Annotated in this window: 15 protein-coding genes and 4 pseudogenes; 16 read left to right on the plus strand and 3 right to left on the minus strand. The window is 34.1% G+C overall.

Annotated elements, in window-relative coordinates; genetic code table 11:
* Positions 1–220 precede the first annotated feature (220 nt).
* From KCX82_RS16800 to KCX82_RS23275, 3 pseudogenes are all read right to left on the minus strand, one after another.
* Positions 221–550, minus strand: a pseudogene (locus KCX82_RS16800) (IS66 family transposase); the annotation flags it as partial.
* A gap of 193 nt (positions 551–743) precedes the next feature.
* Positions 744–913 (minus strand): annotated as a pseudogene (locus KCX82_RS16805) (transposase); the annotation flags it as partial.
* Between the two features lie 42 nt (positions 914–955).
* A pseudogene (locus KCX82_RS23275) lies at positions 956–1,084 on the minus strand (transposase); the annotation flags it as partial.
* A 290-nt stretch (positions 1,085–1,374) separates the two neighbouring features.
* Between KCX82_RS23275 and KCX82_RS16815 the strand changes: the two are divergent.
* The 16 genes and pseudogenes from KCX82_RS16815 (at position 1,375) to rfbA (ending at position 17,050) form a co-directional block, all read left to right on the plus strand.
* Entirely contained in the window at positions 1,375–1,785 is a 411-nt protein-coding gene (locus KCX82_RS16815) for a transposase (protein ID WP_227019658.1), read from the plus strand.
* Positions 1,782–2,126 carry a transposase gene (locus KCX82_RS16820; RefSeq protein WP_264373312.1) on the plus strand — a complete coding sequence of 115 codons (345 nt, stop codon included), beginning with the start codon at positions 1,782–1,784 and terminating at the stop codon, positions 2,124–2,126. Before KCX82_RS16815 ends, KCX82_RS16820 begins: the two co-directional genes overlap by 4 nt.
* Before the next feature lie 248 nt (positions 2,127–2,374).
* Positions 2,375–3,892 carry a murein biosynthesis integral membrane protein MurJ gene (gene murJ / locus KCX82_RS16825; RefSeq protein WP_227019659.1) on the plus strand — a complete coding sequence of 506 codons (1,518 nt, stop codon included), beginning with the start codon at positions 2,375–2,377 and terminating at the stop codon, positions 3,890–3,892.
* Between the two features lie 179 nt (positions 3,893–4,071).
* Positions 4,072–5,533, plus strand: a pseudogene (locus KCX82_RS16830) (IS5 family transposase).
* Positions 5,534–5,587: 54 nt separating this feature from the next.
* On the plus strand, positions 5,588–6,529 hold the full coding sequence (locus tag KCX82_RS16835) for an ATP-grasp fold amidoligase family protein (RefSeq protein ID WP_227019660.1): 942 nt from the start codon (positions 5,588–5,590) through the stop codon (positions 6,527–6,529).
* Positions 6,530–6,543: 14 nt separating this feature from the next.
* Positions 6,544–7,635: a Gfo/Idh/MocA family protein gene (locus KCX82_RS16840; RefSeq protein WP_227019661.1), complete on the plus strand. Its 1,092-nt coding sequence runs from the start codon at positions 6,544–6,546 to the stop codon at positions 7,633–7,635.
* Positions 7,636–7,638: 3 nt separating this feature from the next.
* Positions 7,639–8,781 carry a glycosyltransferase gene (locus tag KCX82_RS16845; RefSeq protein ID WP_227019662.1) on the plus strand — a complete coding sequence of 381 codons (1,143 nt, stop codon included), beginning with the start codon at positions 7,639–7,641 and terminating at the stop codon, positions 8,779–8,781.
* Positions 8,782–8,794: 13 nt separating this feature from the next.
* Positions 8,795–10,114, plus strand: a complete 1,320-nt coding sequence (locus KCX82_RS16850) for a UDP-glucose dehydrogenase family protein (protein ID WP_319633363.1) — start codon at positions 8,795–8,797, stop codon at positions 10,112–10,114.
* A complete protein-coding gene (locus KCX82_RS16855; RefSeq protein ID WP_227019663.1) occupies positions 10,089–10,694 on the plus strand; it encodes an acyltransferase in 606 nt (201 codons plus the stop codon). Before KCX82_RS16850 ends, KCX82_RS16855 begins: the two co-directional genes overlap by 26 nt.
* Positions 10,695–10,711: 17 nt before the next feature.
* A complete protein-coding gene (locus KCX82_RS16860) occupies positions 10,712–11,842 on the plus strand; it encodes a DegT/DnrJ/EryC1/StrS family aminotransferase (RefSeq protein WP_227019664.1) in 1,131 nt (376 codons plus the stop codon).
* Positions 11,843–11,915: 73 nt separating this feature from the next.
* The gene (locus KCX82_RS16865; RefSeq protein WP_227019665.1) at positions 11,916–12,575 is read left to right on the plus strand and encodes a hypothetical protein; all 660 of its coding nucleotides are present in this window, start codon (positions 11,916–11,918) and stop codon (positions 12,573–12,575) included.
* Between the two features lie 20 nt (positions 12,576–12,595).
* Positions 12,596–13,597 (plus strand): hypothetical protein, encoded by a 1,002-nt coding sequence (locus KCX82_RS16870; protein WP_227019666.1) that lies wholly within the window; start codon positions 12,596–12,598, stop codon positions 13,595–13,597.
* 21 nt (positions 13,598–13,618) lie between these two features.
* Positions 13,619–14,716 carry a DegT/DnrJ/EryC1/StrS family aminotransferase gene (locus KCX82_RS16875; RefSeq protein WP_227019667.1) on the plus strand — a complete coding sequence of 366 codons (1,098 nt, stop codon included), beginning with the start codon at positions 13,619–13,621 and terminating at the stop codon, positions 14,714–14,716.
* 3 nt (positions 14,717–14,719) lie between these two features.
* Positions 14,720–15,130 carry a sugar 3,4-ketoisomerase gene (locus KCX82_RS16880; RefSeq protein WP_227019668.1) on the plus strand — a complete coding sequence of 137 codons (411 nt, stop codon included), beginning with the start codon at positions 14,720–14,722 and terminating at the stop codon, positions 15,128–15,130.
* A gap of 13 nt (positions 15,131–15,143) precedes the next feature.
* Positions 15,144–16,163: a dTDP-glucose 4,6-dehydratase gene (gene rfbB, locus KCX82_RS16885; RefSeq protein ID WP_227019669.1), complete on the plus strand. Its 1,020-nt coding sequence runs from the start codon at positions 15,144–15,146 to the stop codon at positions 16,161–16,163.
* A gap of 11 nt (positions 16,164–16,174) precedes the next feature.
* Entirely contained in the window at positions 16,175–17,050 is an 876-nt protein-coding gene (gene rfbA / locus KCX82_RS16890; protein ID WP_227019670.1) for a glucose-1-phosphate thymidylyltransferase RfbA, read from the plus strand.
* The last annotated feature ends 9 nt before the right edge of the window (positions 17,051–17,059 follow it).

A 17,059-nucleotide genomic window follows, 5' to 3' on the forward strand; every position in this document is an offset into this window, starting at 1 on the left:
TGTTTAATTCGAAATGCGTTTCCACAATTCATTCAAAATTTTTCATTTTGAGACTTGACTTTTAATAGTTAGTCTACACTGCCGTTAGTTGGCAGTAGTCAATGATCAACTATTGCTGCAAGTTCCTGCATATCTGCGGCAATTCCTTTGACCAGGGCAGATATTTCTCGAGAATTTCAGGGCTATGAATGTTTATGTTTGGAAGCTGCTCAAAAATGTATTACAGATATGGGAACGGATTCAGATCATTCTCCTTGGCCGTTTCAATTAAGCTATAAATTACTGCGCTAGCATCAGCTCCCTTTAGAGTGTTAGAGAAAAGCCAGTTTTTCCGACCGATAACAAAGGGTTTGATGGATCGTTCCGCCCGATTGTTGCTGATTTCCAGCCGCCCGTCAAGAAGGTAGCTTTCAAGATATTTTCTCTGCTTTAGGCTGTAGCTGATGGCTTCTCCAAGTTTGCTCTTAGGCAGCACAATCTGCTCATTTTTTTCTGCCCATGCAAAATATTCCTCAAGAAGAGGTTTCGCTTTCTTCTGGCGGCGTTTTGTCCGATCTTCAGGGAAATATCCCTGATTTCTTCATTGGAGCGCATTTACTCATTTGTCTGCATGAATGCAATTCATTACAAAATCAGAGAAAATCATCAAATTGTTTCTAAAGCAGCTTGGCATCGTCATTTGAAAACACGGATTTGGTCTTTGTAACCTTCTTGAACTGACCGGTGAAGTCCCTCGATAAATTCTGGTGAATGATGCACCTTTGATTTCGGCTTTTGGATATACCGCACCTATGGCTTCTCTAAATCCGTTAAGTCCATCTACACAGAATAGATATACATACGCCTCGACTTTTAATTCATTCAGGACTCAAAGCCAGAATTTGCTGCTATCATTTTCACCAATCCAAATACCAAAATCTCCCCTGTTCGAAGACAGATTTGCAGGCTGATCCCGTTAATTCTGCTCCGTAGAAAGTTGTTTAATCCATTTGTAAATAGTCATATCTGATACGACATACTCGCGACTCAAGTAGGATACTGACTTGCCTGAGCGATAAAGGTCTACAATTTGCTGTTTGAATTCGTCCGAATATCGGACACCGTTTTTTGAAACTGTTTGACACGCACCATTCCTTTTTAAATTTTAACCTGTTAAACTTCTCGTGGCTACACTTATATACTAGCACCAGTACCTATAAATAATAAATAATATATCAAATTTCAACAGAGCTTATTATCTGAGGAAATTGCATAATTCCTCAATCATTGAAAAACTGAATAAAATTTCGTGCTAACAAAAAGGATTTTACCCCTTTATGTCGAATATAGTAAGTGACTTAATCAAACCATCCGAAAGGAGTAAAATCTCTCACTATGTATATTCGACAAGAAACGCTGTTTTCCTTTGAAGAAATTTTAAAATTTCAGAAGGAAACCAGACTTGAATTGATTTTTTCCAAGTTGGACCTTTCCAAGTTATCAAAGAAGCTTGGAAAATCCAGCTATGCCAGAGGACCTAAAGGCTATTGTGTTATGAATCTGATCTATGCACTCATCGCGATGCAGGTTGAAAGGATTCCCACAATGAAGGATTTGGTTCAAAAGCTGAACGAGAATCCAGTCCTCCGTTACAACTGTGGTTTTGATATTCTTGGAAGTGTTCCATCCGAATCCACCTTCAGCAGATTCATGAGCGGACTTTCTTTGTCTGACGAGCTTTCCTCCTTGTTCAGGAAGATTGTCCTTCAGGTTTTCAGCCAATTTGCTCGGCAGGCTATCCAATGACCTATTATGGCGTAGACGGAGATTATCTGAAATTCAGATGCCCTCACGTTACAGGCCACTGCGATTGCCCGTTCGGTAGCAACTGGTGCTCCAATTCAAACTATGGATTAACCACGAAAATCAACTGGAAACAAAATCCCAGACATTACGGCTATCCATACAGAGGTTCTAAAAACTGGCAAAAGCTTTACAATTCGAGGACTTCCGTTGAGCGTATGTTTTTCCGGATGAAGGATTATCTCAATCTTGATAACATCCGATCGAAAGGAATTCTCAAGGCAAAAGAGTATGCGCTTTTAAACTGTATTGCTCTGGTTGCCGGAACCATTGCAGTAAACTAATTTTCAATCAAAACAGATTACACCGCAATGCGGTCTGTTTGTGATACATCAAATCATTGGGAAATACCATATTTACAGTCTGAAATTGAATTCAAATTCAAATTTCATAGTTCTATATTAATATGTTTTGTTTTTTAAATTAACCGGATTTGTAATTATGCAATTTCCTCATCTAAGCATTTACTGATAATAAAAAATAAAGTATAATAAATAGAGACAAAGGGGCACTATACCCATTAGGAGGATAAATGAAAACTATTGCTCAGACTGCAGTTTTGATGTCTATTTTAACCTTAGGATCAAAACTTTTAGGTTTTTTAAGAGAAATGGTAATGGCAGGTCTTTTTGGCGCAAATTATATAACAGATGCATATGTAATGGCACAAACAATTCCCAGCATTATATTTGCAGGAATTTTTGGTTCAATTGCAATAGCATATATGCCGCTGTATTCTAAAAAAATTGAGAAAGAAGGTAACAATTCTGCTAATCTATTTACAAGCCAAATTTTAAATATATTATTGATTACGTCAATTTTTTCATCTGTTTTAGGTATCTTTTTCTCAAATGCTATTGTTGGCATTTTTGCAAGAGGGTTTCAAGGAGAAGTTGCACAATTAACAAGTTTTTATATAAAGGTGACTTTCTCTTATGTAGTATTTTCTTCTGTTGCAAGCATTTTAGATAGTTATTTACAATATAAAAATGTATTTTTACAACAAATTATCATTGGATACGCGCAAAACATTATTATAATAGGTGTTATTATAATAAGTGCTTATACAACATATTATTTTTTAATTTTTGGTTTATTAATCGGATATATTATAAGAGCTATTTTAATATGGTTACTTGCTAATAGAAAAGAGTATAAATATTATTTTAAATTTAATATCAAAGAAACTCTTAAAGTAATATTACCATTAACCATACCCGTTTTCATTGGGAGCAGTTTCACCCAAATAAATATGTTTGTCGATAAGTCTTTAGCTTCAGGGTTAAAAGAAGGTAGTGTTGCAGCTCTAAATTATGCTACACTTCTCAATACCATGGTTTTAGCTTTGTCTGTGTCAATTCTAACAACAATTGTTTATCCTAAAATAACACAAGCATATTCATTAAACGATAATCAAAAATTAAATAGTATTATTCAAAGGAGTTTTACTGTTATATACATGATTGCCCTTCCTTTTTCAATGGGGGCAATTTTATATAGTAAGGAAATTGTTCAAATTGTATTTGAACGAGGAGCATTTAATTCAAATGCAACATATCTAACTGAAACAGCATATATGTACTATTCCATAGGCCTACTTTTCATGGCTATAAATGAATTATTGATAAGAATATATTATTCAAAACAAGATATGAAATCGCCAATGCTATTTAGTGCTGTTTGTGTTTTCATTAATATAATACTAAGTTTAATTTTTATAAAAAGTATGGGGCATAATGGCCTAGCACTTGCTACAAGTATAGCAACAATAAGTAATTCCGTGCTATTATATTTAGGTATAAAAAAGCATACAAGTATAAATATTATTCAATCCAAAATTAAAATTTTTAAAATAACTGTTGCAGCTACATTGTCAATAATTATATCATATATAGTGTATCTATTTATTAATTCACTATTTGTTGATAAAATAATAATACTTAAACTAGGTTTGACAATTATTCTAGCTATAATTATATATTTGATTTTATTGAAAATACTTAATATAAAAGAAATAACAAATATCAAGCAAATTATCTTCAAACAATAATTCAGATTTTATTGTGAAGGTAGGTTATTGTTTGCTCTATTAATTAGGGGCTGCTGAATAATCCGATACACGTTGAAAACATTGAGTTTATCGCCATTTTCTGATATAATAAGTGCAAGGAAAACAGATGAAAAATCGAAAAAGCTTGCACTTCAGTCACCGAAGATGGGAGAAAAGTCATGTATAAGAACAACGCAGGTCAAACAACATTGTTTGATGATTCAACAAACTTTATCGGCGCAAAATTGAATCCTGAGAATCGCTGGGTTAAGATGGCAGCGTTGATTCCCTGGGATCTGCTGGACTAAAAATATAACGAACAATTCCAGAACAAGAAAGTTGGAAATTTAGCCAAAGCCGCCCGAATGGCACTCGGATCCCATATTATCAAGGAAAAGTTTGCAATTTCGGATGAAGAAACCGTTGAGCATATCAAGGAAAGCCCATATTTACAATGGTTTATCGGATTGCCGGAATTCACGGACAAAGCTCCTTTCGATGCGAGCACCATGACGTGGTTCCGAAAAAGGCTCACAAAAGAAATGCTTGCGGAAGTCAATTCATACATCATCAATGATGGTAAGAAAAGCAAAGACGATGATAATCAACGTGGACCCGGACAGAAAAGCAGATGCAATGACGAGGAAAATACAGCCATTGAGAACAAAGGTACACTCATACTCGATGCGACCTGTGCACCGGCAGATATTAAATTTCCAACGGATGTATCATTGCTCAATGAGGCAAGAGAAAAGCTTGAGAATATGGTTAAAAGTCTTCACCAGCAATCAGGTCAAGGCAAGAAACCGAGAACATACAAAAAGAGGGCCAGAAGAAATTATCTCCGCTTTGCCCGAAGCAAACGGCCGACAATCAAAAAAATCCGCAAGGCAATCAAGCAGCAGCTTGGTTATGTGAGTCGGAACATTAAAACTGTTGGACGGTTGCTGGAAGAAGGCCTGCACCTCTCGGAAAAAGAAGAATCGCTGTTTTCGACGATCAAAACCTTGTACCGACAGCAGGAAGAAATGTATCGGGATCGAAAACATCAGATTGAAAACCGGATTGTGAGCCTCAGCCAGCCTTGGGTAAGGCCGATTGTCCGTGGAAAGACAAATGCAGCGGTGGAGTTTGGAGCCAAGGTTTCAATCAGCATGGTTGATGGATATGCGCAGATCGAGAAGCTGGACTGGAATGCGTATAATGAAAGTACAACCCTGATTGAAAGCGTTGTGCGATATCGGGAAGACAAAGGATGCTATCCGGCAAGAATTCTTGCAGACAAGATTTACCGCACAAGAGACAACCTAAGCTACTGCAGTAGGAATCAAATCAATATGAATGGTCCGGAAGACCTCCCAAAATCAAGGCGATCTACAGAGAACAGTGTCTGCAGGAAAAATCTGAAGCAGGCGAAAGAAACGCTGTAGAGAGCAAGTTTGGTGAAGGTAAACGAACTTATGGATTGAACCGAATATATGCAAAGCGACAGGATACAAGCGAAACCAGCATCTATCTGGTGTTCCTTGTAATGAACCGGAAAAAAGACTTCGTGTCTTTTTATACTCAAATATCAACCCATGGAAAAACAGAGTTTTTCCATACAGTATGATAAAAAACTGGGCGCTGATAAGCGTATAATGCGGATTATTCAGCAGCCCCTAATTATTAAGTTTATAGTCATTGGAGAATGGAATGAGAAAAATTGATATTGATATTTTAAATATTAAGATAGCATTTGAAAAAATAATATATATTTTACTTCCCGAAAGAATATTTAGAAGTTTAAGGTATTTTGTTTGTTATAGACATTGGTTTAAATTCAATGACCCAAAACTGTATTCAGAGAAAATCTGGTGGTTGAAATACTATAATAAAAAGTGTAACAAAGAATTACTTCAAAAATGTTACGACAAGCATAATGTAAGGGATTTCTATAAACAAGTGCTTGGGCCATTAGCTGAAAAATACCTAACGCAAGAATATGCAGTTTTTAATAATGCAAATGAAATCGATATAGAAAAACTACCAGACAGATTTATTCTAAAAGTAACTCAGGCTAATGGATTTAATATTATTTGCAAAGACAAGAAGAAACTGGATATGGATAAGGCGCGAACTACTTTGAATAAATGGCTAGACCAGTCAAAGCGATCAGGGAGATTCTTAGATGAAGGGTACTTGTTTGACGGTAAGCCTCTAATCCAATGTGAAGAACTATTAGAGGACGAAGATGGAAAAATTCCGAATGATTATAGAGTTCTTTGCTTCAATGGTGATCCTCAATATATCTGTGTTGATATAGATTCTATTGATCAAAATGGTGAAAAATCTGATTTTTATTTTAGAAATTTTTATGACACGGATTGGAACTTTATACCTCTATCCTATGGCAGACCTTTTAAAGAGGATGTTATTATAGAAAAGCCTCAAAATTTATTAGAAATGTTGAATGTTGCGAAAAAAGTATCTAAAGATTTTATATTTGTACGAGTCGACCTATATAACTTTAACGGACGAATTGTATGTGGTGAATTAACATGGACACCGCAAGGGGGAACCGGAAAATTAGAACCAATTAGTTATGATAGAATATTAGGACAAAAATTAACAATTCCTTCAAATATGAGGATATAAGCAGGAGAAATTAAATGATTAGAATAGCATTAATTGGTTGTGGGCGTATTTCCTATAAACATATACAAGCTATAATTCAAAACAAAGAAAAATTACAGCTAGTTGCAGTGTGTGATAAGTTTATAGACAGAGCAGAAAACAGAGCTAGTGAGTATTTCAATGAAACTAATCAAATTGTTGAAATTTTTACAGAATATAAGCACATGCTAGATGAAATTAGTTGTGATTTAATTTCCATATGTACAGAAAGTGGGTATCATTCTGATATTGCTATTAATTGCATGAATAAAGGTAAGCATATTATAGTTGAAAAGCCAATGGCCTTATCTAAATTTGATTCAGTGAGGATGTTAGAAACTGCTAAGTTTAATGATGTGAAACTCTGTGTATCTCATCAAAATAGATTTAACCCTTGTATACAGAAATTAAGAGAAGCAATTGAGCAAGGTAGGTTTGGCCGAATCTTTGCTGGAAATGCACGCGTTTATTGGAATAGAGGAGAGGATTACTATGCACAAGCGTTATGGCGTGGATCATACAGACTAGATGGAGGCTGCCTGATGAATCAGTGTATTCATAATATTGATCTATTACAGTGGATGCTGGGTGGAGATGTTGATTGGGTACATGGTCATGTGTCTAATTTTATGCATCCCTATATCGAAGCTGAGGATTATGGAAGTATTCAAATAAAGTTTAATAATGGAGCCATTGGTAATGTTGAAGGAACTGTATGTACCTATAATAAGAACTTAGAGGAAACGCTTACAATTATAGGCGAAAAGGGTATTGTAACAATAGGGGGATTAGCAGTAAATAAAATACTAACGTGGAGATTCCAAGACAATGGAGATAATGAAGAAGAAAAGATTAAAGTGTTCAATGAAGAAGTGGAATCAATATATGGAAATGGACATGCTTTTCTATACCAAGATATGATTGAAGCCATTAACAATGAAAGAGAACCTTATATTAATGGCTATGAAGGTAAAAAAGCGATGGAAATTATACTAGCGGCTTACCTATCGGATAAGGAAGAAAGAAGAGTTTCATTTCCAATAAAGGATATAAATTCTGAAGATTTTACAAAGCAAAGGGAAGGATAGATATTGAACATTCTACACATAGCTTTAGCCAGTGCTTTTACTGAGGGAATGACTTATCAAGAGAATTTCTTAATAGAACAGAATCTAATCGATGGACATAATGTAACTATTATTACTGACTGTCATAAATTTGTTAATGGAAAGATGGTTATATGTGAAGAAGAATATTCAAAAATGAGAAATGGAGCTACATTAATACGACTGCCATATGATCGTATAATAAATAGTTTTGTTTCTGGAAAAGTAAGAAAATCATCTAAATTAAAAAATATTATAGAATTAATAAGGCCTGACGTTATATTATTTCATGGTTTGGCTTCATGGGAATTGTATACTGTAGCTGATTATAAACAGAAGAACCCTAGCATAAAATTATATGCGGATAGTCATGCTGATTATTATACGTCTGCAACAAATTGGTTGTCGAAATATCTTTTACATGGATTTTTTTATAGAAAAATAATTAAAGATTGTCTTTTTTATATAGATAAAATATTTTATATTTCTGTCAACTGTAGAGTTGTACTTAAGGATTTATACAAAGTTCCAGAGAAAAGAATGGAATTTTTGCCTCTGGGAGGGATAATATTAGATAATAATATTAAAGAGAAAAATAACAAATTAATAAGAAGAAAATTAAACCTTACAAATGACGATATTTTTTTAGTTCATGCTGGTAAGTTAGATAAAAATAAAAAAACTATTCAGCTTTTGAATGAGTTTTCAAAAGTAAAATCAGATAAACTAAAATTAGGAGTTATAGGTAGCGTTTCTGAAGATATAAAGGAGACATTTTATAATTGCATAAAGTCTGATCAAAGAATAACCTATCTCGGTTGGAAGTCATCTGATGAAATAACAAATTATTTAAATGCATGTGATATATATATCCAACCGGGTAAAGTTTCGGCCTTAGCTGCTAACGCTATTTGTGCGGGTGCTGCCGTAATTTTAAATGATGTACCTGATTATAAACCATTTGTTATTAATAATGGCTGGCTGATAAAAGAGACTGCAGAAATAATTAAAATTTTAGAGTGCATAAAAGATGATAGAGAGAAAATACAACGCATGAAAGTGCAATCCATTGCCATAGCTAAAAAATACTTAGATTATAATCTAATATCACAACGTTTGTATTTCTAACAGGAGGAGTATTGTGAAAATTACTGTTATAGGAACAGGTTATGTTGGATTGGTAGCCGGTTTGGGCTTTTCTGACTTTGGAAATGATGTCGTTTCACTAGATACTGATCAAGAAAAGATAGATAAACTTGTCAATGGACAAGCACCGATTTATGAACCTGGAATTGAAGAATTATTATCGAGAAATTTAAAAGCTAAAAGAATAATTTTTACAACAGATAAAAAATATGCAATTGAGCATGGAAATATAATATTTATTTGTGTTGGTACTCCACAAACTAATGAAGGAGATGTTAATCTAGATTATGTATATCAGGTTGCACATGATATAGGAAGCTATATCAATCAGTATAAGATAATCGTAAATAAATCAACTGTTCCAGTAGGTACTGCTAGGGAGATAGGCAGAATCATAAAAAACACCATAGAAGAAAGAGAGGCATTAATAAAATTTGATATTGCCTCTAACCCTGAATTTCTGAGAGAGGGTAAAGCAATTAATGATTTTTTTAATCCTGACAGAATAGTTTTAGGAACTGATAATGCTCAATCATTAATAGAATTAAATAAAATATATAGAGTTTTCGCTAGATCTAATAAACCAATTATAAAAACTTCAATTGAAACAGCTGAAATGATAAAATATGCTACAAATTCCTTCCTTGCAACTAAAATTACATTTATAAATGAAATGGCGAATCTTTGTGAGAAGGTTGGCGCTAATGTTTTAGAAGTTGCGTCTGCAATGGGTAAAGATGGTAGAATTTCTCCAAAGTTTTTACATCCAGGCCCAGGTTATGGAGGCTCTTGTTTTCCTAAAGACACCAAGGCATTGGTAAATATAGCCAAGAAGCATGGGGCTAAACTTTCAATTTTAGAAAGCGTAATACTAGCAAATGAATTTCAAAAGAAATTAGCGTCTCAAAAAATTATTAAAAGATTTCCTACTGGGGGAACGATAGCGTTACTTGGATTAGCTTTTAAGCCTGATACAGATGATGTGAGAGAATCGCCTGCTTTAGAAATTATTAGAACTTTAGCCAGTACTGGATTATTTCAATTAAATGTTTATGATCCTCAAGCAATGATTCAATGTAAGAATGCGCTAGCCCCTTCCTCTTCGGAATTTATAAAATGGTGTTCAAGCGCATTTGAAGCATGTAGGCAAGCTGATGCAGTAGCAATAATTACAGAATGGTTTGAATTTAGAAATATGGATCTTGAGGAACTGAAAATATTATTAAACTCACCAGTTATCTTTGATTTTAGAAATATTTTTAGAAAAGATGACTTGGAATCACTAGGTTATGAATATTATGGAGTGGGAATATAATATGGAATATTTTGCACATAGCACCGCCGTTATAGACAGAGGGGCTTATATTGGCAAAAACACAAGGATTTGGCATTTCTCACATGTCAGTTCAAAAGTACGGATAGGAAAAAAATGCAATATTGGACAAAGTGTTTTTATAGACAATAATACAACAATAGGAAATTATTGTAAAATACAGAATAATGTTAATATATATGAAGGTGTAGTATTGGAAGACTTTGTATTTTGTGGACCTTCAATGACCTTTACAAATGTTAAAATCCCCCGGGCTCGTTATCCAAGAGAACGAGGAGGATGTTACTATTTAAAAACTCTGGTCAAAGAAGGTGCATCAATCGGAGCCCATGTGACGATTGTCTGCGGAGTTACCATTGGAAAGAATGCTTTAATTGGTTCGGGGGCAGTTGTTACAAAGGATGTACCTAATCATGCTATAATAGTAGGAAATCCAGGGAAACAAATTGGCTGGGCATGTGAATGCGGGAAAAGGCTTTATAAAACAGAAGATGTCTTTCATTGTTCGGATTGTGAGAAAAAGTATAAAGAAAATACGGTAGGGTTAGAGGAGCTAAAATAAAAATTAAGAGAAGGTCGGTGACACTATTGCAATTTATAGATTTGGGAAAACAGTATGAGGCTTTGAAAGATGAGATTGATGCACAAATTCATAAAGTGCTACTTTGTAATCAGTTTATTATGGGACCTGAAATAGATGAGCTGGAAGGCAAATTAAAAACATTTATAGGAAGGAATCATTGCATTACTTGTGGTAGCGGAACAGATGCTCTTCAGATAATTTATATGGCCTACGGCCTAGGTAAAGGAGATGCGGTTTTTTGCCCAGATGTCACATTTATCGCGAGTATCGAGCCAGCCTGCCTTTTGGGAGCAACACCGATTTTTTGTGATATTGATAAGAAAACATATAATATAAGTATCGAAAGTTTAAAAGAACAAATTAATAGAATTGAAAATGAGGGAATTCTAAAGCCAAAGATGGTGGTAGCGGTTGACTTCTTAGGAAATCCTGCAGCTTTTGAGGAACTTAACAAAGTGTGTAAAGAGCACAATTTAATACTGATAGAAGATGCGGCTCAAGGAATGGGGGCCCAATATAATGGGAAAATGTGTTGCAGCTTTGGACAGGCAAGTGCAACATCTTTCTTTCCTGCAAAGCCACTGGGTTGTTATGGAGACGGTGGTGCAATTTTTACAGATGATGACGAAATAGCTGATATTTGTCGGTCGATTAGAGTTCATGGAAAAGGGGAAACAAAATATGATAATATTCGAATTGGAACGAATGGACGCCTGGATACTCTGCAAGCAGCTGTTCTTCTTCCAAAACTTAAGGCGTTCCAAACTTATGAAATGAAACGTAGAAACATTGTAGCTAAAAGATATGATAATTATTTAAAAGAGAAATATATTATTCCATATATAGAATCTAAGGCAGTATCTATTTATGCACAATATGCGCTTTGCGTAGAGAATAGAGATCAGAGGGATCTAATCTTAAAGAAACTAACAGAAGCAGGGATTCCAAATATGATCTACTACCCAACGCCGATGCACCGGCTGAAAGTTTTTAGTGCGCTTGGTTATCGGGACGATGAGTTCTCAATTTCAAATCATTACTGTAATACAACATTTTCTATTCCAATACATCCTTATTTGAATGAAAAGGAGCAAGATATAATAATTAATACTCTACTAAATATTTAAATAAAAAATAAGGAGAATAAAAATGCTTTATACTTCTAAACACTATTTTAATTTTGGTAAGCAGCTTAATTCTATGAATGTACTTATCAACGAGGAAGGATGGGATGTTGTAAGGTGTGACGATAATAATACTCCTTTTTCAATTCCAAATAAGGAAAAATTTTTTATTGAAAAAGCGATAGGACTATATAAAGAAGAAACTGAAGATATAGCAAACTTGATTTCTGAAATAGGATTTAAAGAGATCTTTTCAGCTGGTTGCGGCTGCGGATTCTTGGAATATAATCTAAAGAAAATAAACCCGGAGTTAATTGTAAAAGCCACTGATTTTAACTCAAAATCAATAGAAAGATTAAAAAGTGTTTTTAAATTATGTGATTCCATAGAAACGTTTAACATATTAACTGATAATTATAGAAGTTCTGATGATTTGCTTTATCTTTTTTTTAGAATTGATACCGAAATACATGATGCCGAGTGGTTAAATGTTTTCCGTAGAATGCATACTGATAAAGCTAGATATATTCTGATTGTTGCAACAGAATTTCTTACTTTTGAAAGGTTCATTAAAGAAACAATAAAAGGGGTACTTAGAGGAATTAAAGGATATACTTTTTGTGGATATATCAGAACAAAAGATAGCTTTGAAGCACTTTGGGGTGACTACTATAAAATTGTAAAACTATTGAAGATAGGTTCTCTTAATGGATACTTACTTAAAATCAATAAATAAACAATAAGGAGAAACTAACCGTGAATCATCTTTGCACATTATTTGACAGATTCTATCTTGACAAGGGTTTGGCACTCCATCGTTCACTTTTAGATACAGGAGATGATTTTACTTTATTTATTTTTGCTTTTGATGACATATGCTATGACATATTAGTCGATATGAAGCTTGATAAAGCCGAGGTCATATCTTTAAAACAGTTCGAAACGGAAGACCTCTTAAAGGTCAAGCAGAACAGAACAAAAGCGGAGTACTGCTGGACGTGTACCCCTTGGGTAATCCGGTATGTTTTAGATCATTATAACGTTGATATGTGTACCTATATTGACGCAGATTTGTTTTTTTTCCAATCACCAGATATTTTACTAACTGAGATACGAGATAAAGAAGACAGCGTCATTATTACAGAACATAGATTTAAGAAAGACCATAATTACGAAAAACTGGTACAGGATCATGGCAAGTATTGTGTTGAGTTCAATACTTTTAAAAATGATGAAAAAGGGAACCTTGTTTTAAATTGGTGGAAAGACAGATGTTTGGAATGGTGCTATTTTACGAAAAACGGTGACTTGCTCGGGGACCAAAAGTATCTGGACAAATGGACAAGCCAGTTTGAGGGGATCCATGAATTGCAAAATCTCGGTGGTGGTGTAGCGCCTTGGAATCTTGATCAATATAATCTTTGTAAAATCGAAGGAAAAAAGATTAAATTGATTGAAAAGATAAGCGGAAATGAATTCGATTTAATATTCTATCATTTTCAGAATCTCAGATATATTACAAATAGACTAATTAACATAAAATCTGGGACTAAAGATAGATATCTTAAATATTCTATCTATTTCCCGTATCTTACATGTATCGAGCAATGTAGAGAAATGTTAAAAAATAATTACAGTATTACGTTTGAGACTCAAAAGAGCTGTTCGGGAAACAAAATAATATCATTTATTCAACGAAATTTTATGCAGTTTAAATGTAAAAGTTTATCGGATATAATTGATCTGAAAAAGATTTAATACAATAGGAGAAGGAAGAACATGATCGTCCCCTTTAATGATCTTCAAAGAGGATATAATTTATTTCAAGCAGAATATGAATCAAAAGCATTAGAGATTCTTCGATCTGGCTGGTACATTCTCGGACAGGAGGTAAAATGCTTTGAGAACGAGTTCTCGGAAGCTAATGAAGTAAAGTATTGTGTCGGTGTCGATAATGGGTTAAATGCACTTACATTAAGCTTACTTGCACTCGGAATTGAAACAGGTGATGAAGTAATCGTTCAATCGAATACTTATATCGCTACAGTTTTAGCGGTGACACATAATCATGCAATTCCAGTTTTTGTAGAACCTGATAAGTATTACAATATAGATGTTAATCGGATAGAAGAAAAAATCACTTCTAAAACAAAAGCTATATTAGTGACACATTTATATGGACAAGCTTCTCAAATGGAACGCATTGTAGAATTATGTGATAAGTATAAATTGTTTTTAGTTGAGGATTGTGCACAGGCTCATTTTGCTCAATATAATAACCAAAATGTAGGAACTTTCGGGCAAATAGGATGCTTTAGCTTTTATCCAACTAAGAATTTGGGCGGATTCGGAGATGGGGGAGCAGTGCTTACTAATAATGAGGTCCTTGCGACTAAAATAGCAACATTAAGGAATTATGGAAGCAATAAGAAATATAATAATGAAATTGAGGGATTCAATTCTCGTTTAGATGAACTCCAAGCCGGTTTACTTCGTATAAAATTAAAGCATTTTAATGATTTAAAAAGGAATCGAATAAAAATTGCAGAGCGTTATTTACAAGGAATTGACAATTCTATTGTTTATTTGCCTAACGTTAGAAAAGGCTCAACAAGCATTTGGCACCTTTTTGTTGTTCGAGTTGAGAATCGGAAACGTTTTAGAAAATATTTACAAGATTACGGAATCACAACAGAGATTCATTATCCAATACCACCATACCTTTCGGACGCATACATGTATTTACAATATCAAACGGGAGATTATCCATTAGCTGAAGAATATGCTAATACAGTTGTATCACTTCCTATATTTGATGGAATGACATTAGCTGAAGTTGACTATGTAATAAATATAATTAATCAATTTAGGGGTTAAGTTATGGATTCAAATAGTAAAAGACATTATCAGTACGAACTAACAGAATTAGGTGATAACAGAGGCGGATTAATCGTTTTAAATAGTGAAGGTGAGATTCCATTTAGAATAAAAAGAGTGTTTTATATTTACAAAACACAATATGGTTCAATAAGAGGCAATCACTCTAATATTGACTCGAGTTTTGTTATGATAAGTGTTAATGGTTCTTGTATTGTTGAGGTAGATGATGGTTTTCAGAGAACCACTTACAAGTTAGACAGCCCCACTAAAGCATTGTATATTGAAAAAGGCTTATGGAAGACTATGAAAGATTTTTCGGATGATAATGTACTTTTAGTGTTCTCTGATAATGAATATAATCCAAATGAATATATTAACAATTATGATGATTACGTCAAATTGATGAAATAAAAAGGAGATAAAGATGAGGGTTCTAGTAACAGGCGGAGCTGGATTTATTGGCAGTAACTTTATTTATTATATGCAGCAGAAGTACCCAGACTATGAGATCGTTTGCCTAGACAGTCTGACCTATGCGGGGAATTTATCTACTTTAAGCGAAACTTTAGGTAAAAGCGGATTTGAATTCATAAAAGGGGATATAACAGATAAGGCTAATGTTTATAGACTTTTTAAAGAAAAGAATTTCGATATCGTAGTAAATTTTGCAGCCGAATCTCATGTCGACCGTTCCATTGAAGACTCAGGTATATTCCTTTCTACAAATATTTTAGGAACTCAGGTTCTAATGGATGCGTGCAGAAAATTTAATACTAGAAGATACCATCAGGTTTCAACAGATGAAGTATATGGAGATTTACCGCTTGACAAAATCGCTCTATTCTTTACAGAAGATACACCTATCAAGACTTCTAGCCCATATGCTGCATCAAAAGCATCTGCAGATCTCCTAGTCTTGGCTTATTATAGAACATATAAGCTGCCTGTTACAATTTCAAGATGCTCTAATAATTATGGGCCATATCAATTCCCCGAAAAGCTTATTCCGCTAGTTATTTCCAGAGCATTAGCAAATGAGACAATACCGGTATATGGAAGAGGTGAAAACGTCCGAGATTGGCTTTATGTAGAGGATCATTGTCAAGCTATTGATTTGATTATACATCATGGAAAAGAAGGGGAAGTGTACAATATTGGTGGACATAATGAAAAAGCCAATATTGATGTTGTACGAGAAATTATTTTTATTCTTGGGAAATCAGAATCTCTAATCACCTACGTTACGGACAGGCCCGGGCATGATATGAGGTATGCTATTGATCCAAATAAAATTTATAACGATTTAGGCTGGGTACCTTCAACAAAGTTTGATAAAGGTATCCAAAAGACAATTCACTGGTATTTAGATAATAGAGAATGGTGGGATAATATTATCAGCGGTGAATATAAACATTATTACGACAAGATGTATTTAAACAGATAGGGGGTATTTTTTTGAAAGGAATTATTCTGGCAGGCGGAACAGGAAGCAGGCTTTTTCCAATCACAACAGCCGTATCTAAGCAACTTTTGCCGATTTATGATAAACCTATGATATATTATCCATTATCTGCTTTAATGCTAGCAGGGATTAAGGATATACTCATTATTACCAATCCTGAAAACATAGGAAGTTTTCAAAAACTTTTGGGAAGCGGAAATGATTTAGGAATAAAAATCTCTTTTAAGGAGCAAGCAGAACCAAGAGGATTAGCGGATGCTTTTATAGTTGGGGAGGACTTTATTGGGAAAGACCATGTAGCTCTGATCCTTGGTGACAATATTTTTTATGGACAAGGCTTTAGTGATTCTCTTGAAAAAGGAGCATCTATAAGGCAAGGGGCTATGATTTTTGGTTATTATGTTAATAATCCTGCCAGTTATGGAGTTGTCGAATTTGCAGAAGACGGTAGTATAATCTCTCTAGAAGAAAAGCCTAAGCATCCGAAATCCAATTATGCGATACCAGGATTGTATTTTTATGATAATAATGTAATTGAAATTGCAAAAAATGTTAAGCCCTCAGCTAGAGGAGAGCTTGAAATAACTAGTATTAACGAGGAATACTTGAAAAGAGGAAATCTGAAGGTTGAGCTTCTTGGAAGAGGACTTGCCTGGTTAGATACAGGGAATAGTACCTCCTTGTTACAAGCCGCCAACTATGTTGAAGCTGTGCAAAACAGACAAGGTTTATATATAGCTTGTATAGAAGAAATTGCTTATAGAAAAGGCTTTATCAATAGCGATCAGCTATTAGCGATAGCGGATAAGTATAAAAATACAGAATATGGAAACTATATTAAGCTACTAGTAAACCTATTAAATAAATAGAAAGGTCTT

Origin of the sequence: Sinanaerobacter chloroacetimidivorans (genome assembly GCF_018128545.1) — a bacterium.
Taxonomy (GTDB): domain Bacteria; phylum Bacillota; class Clostridia; order Peptostreptococcales; family Anaerovoracaceae; genus Sinanaerobacter; species Sinanaerobacter chloroacetimidivorans.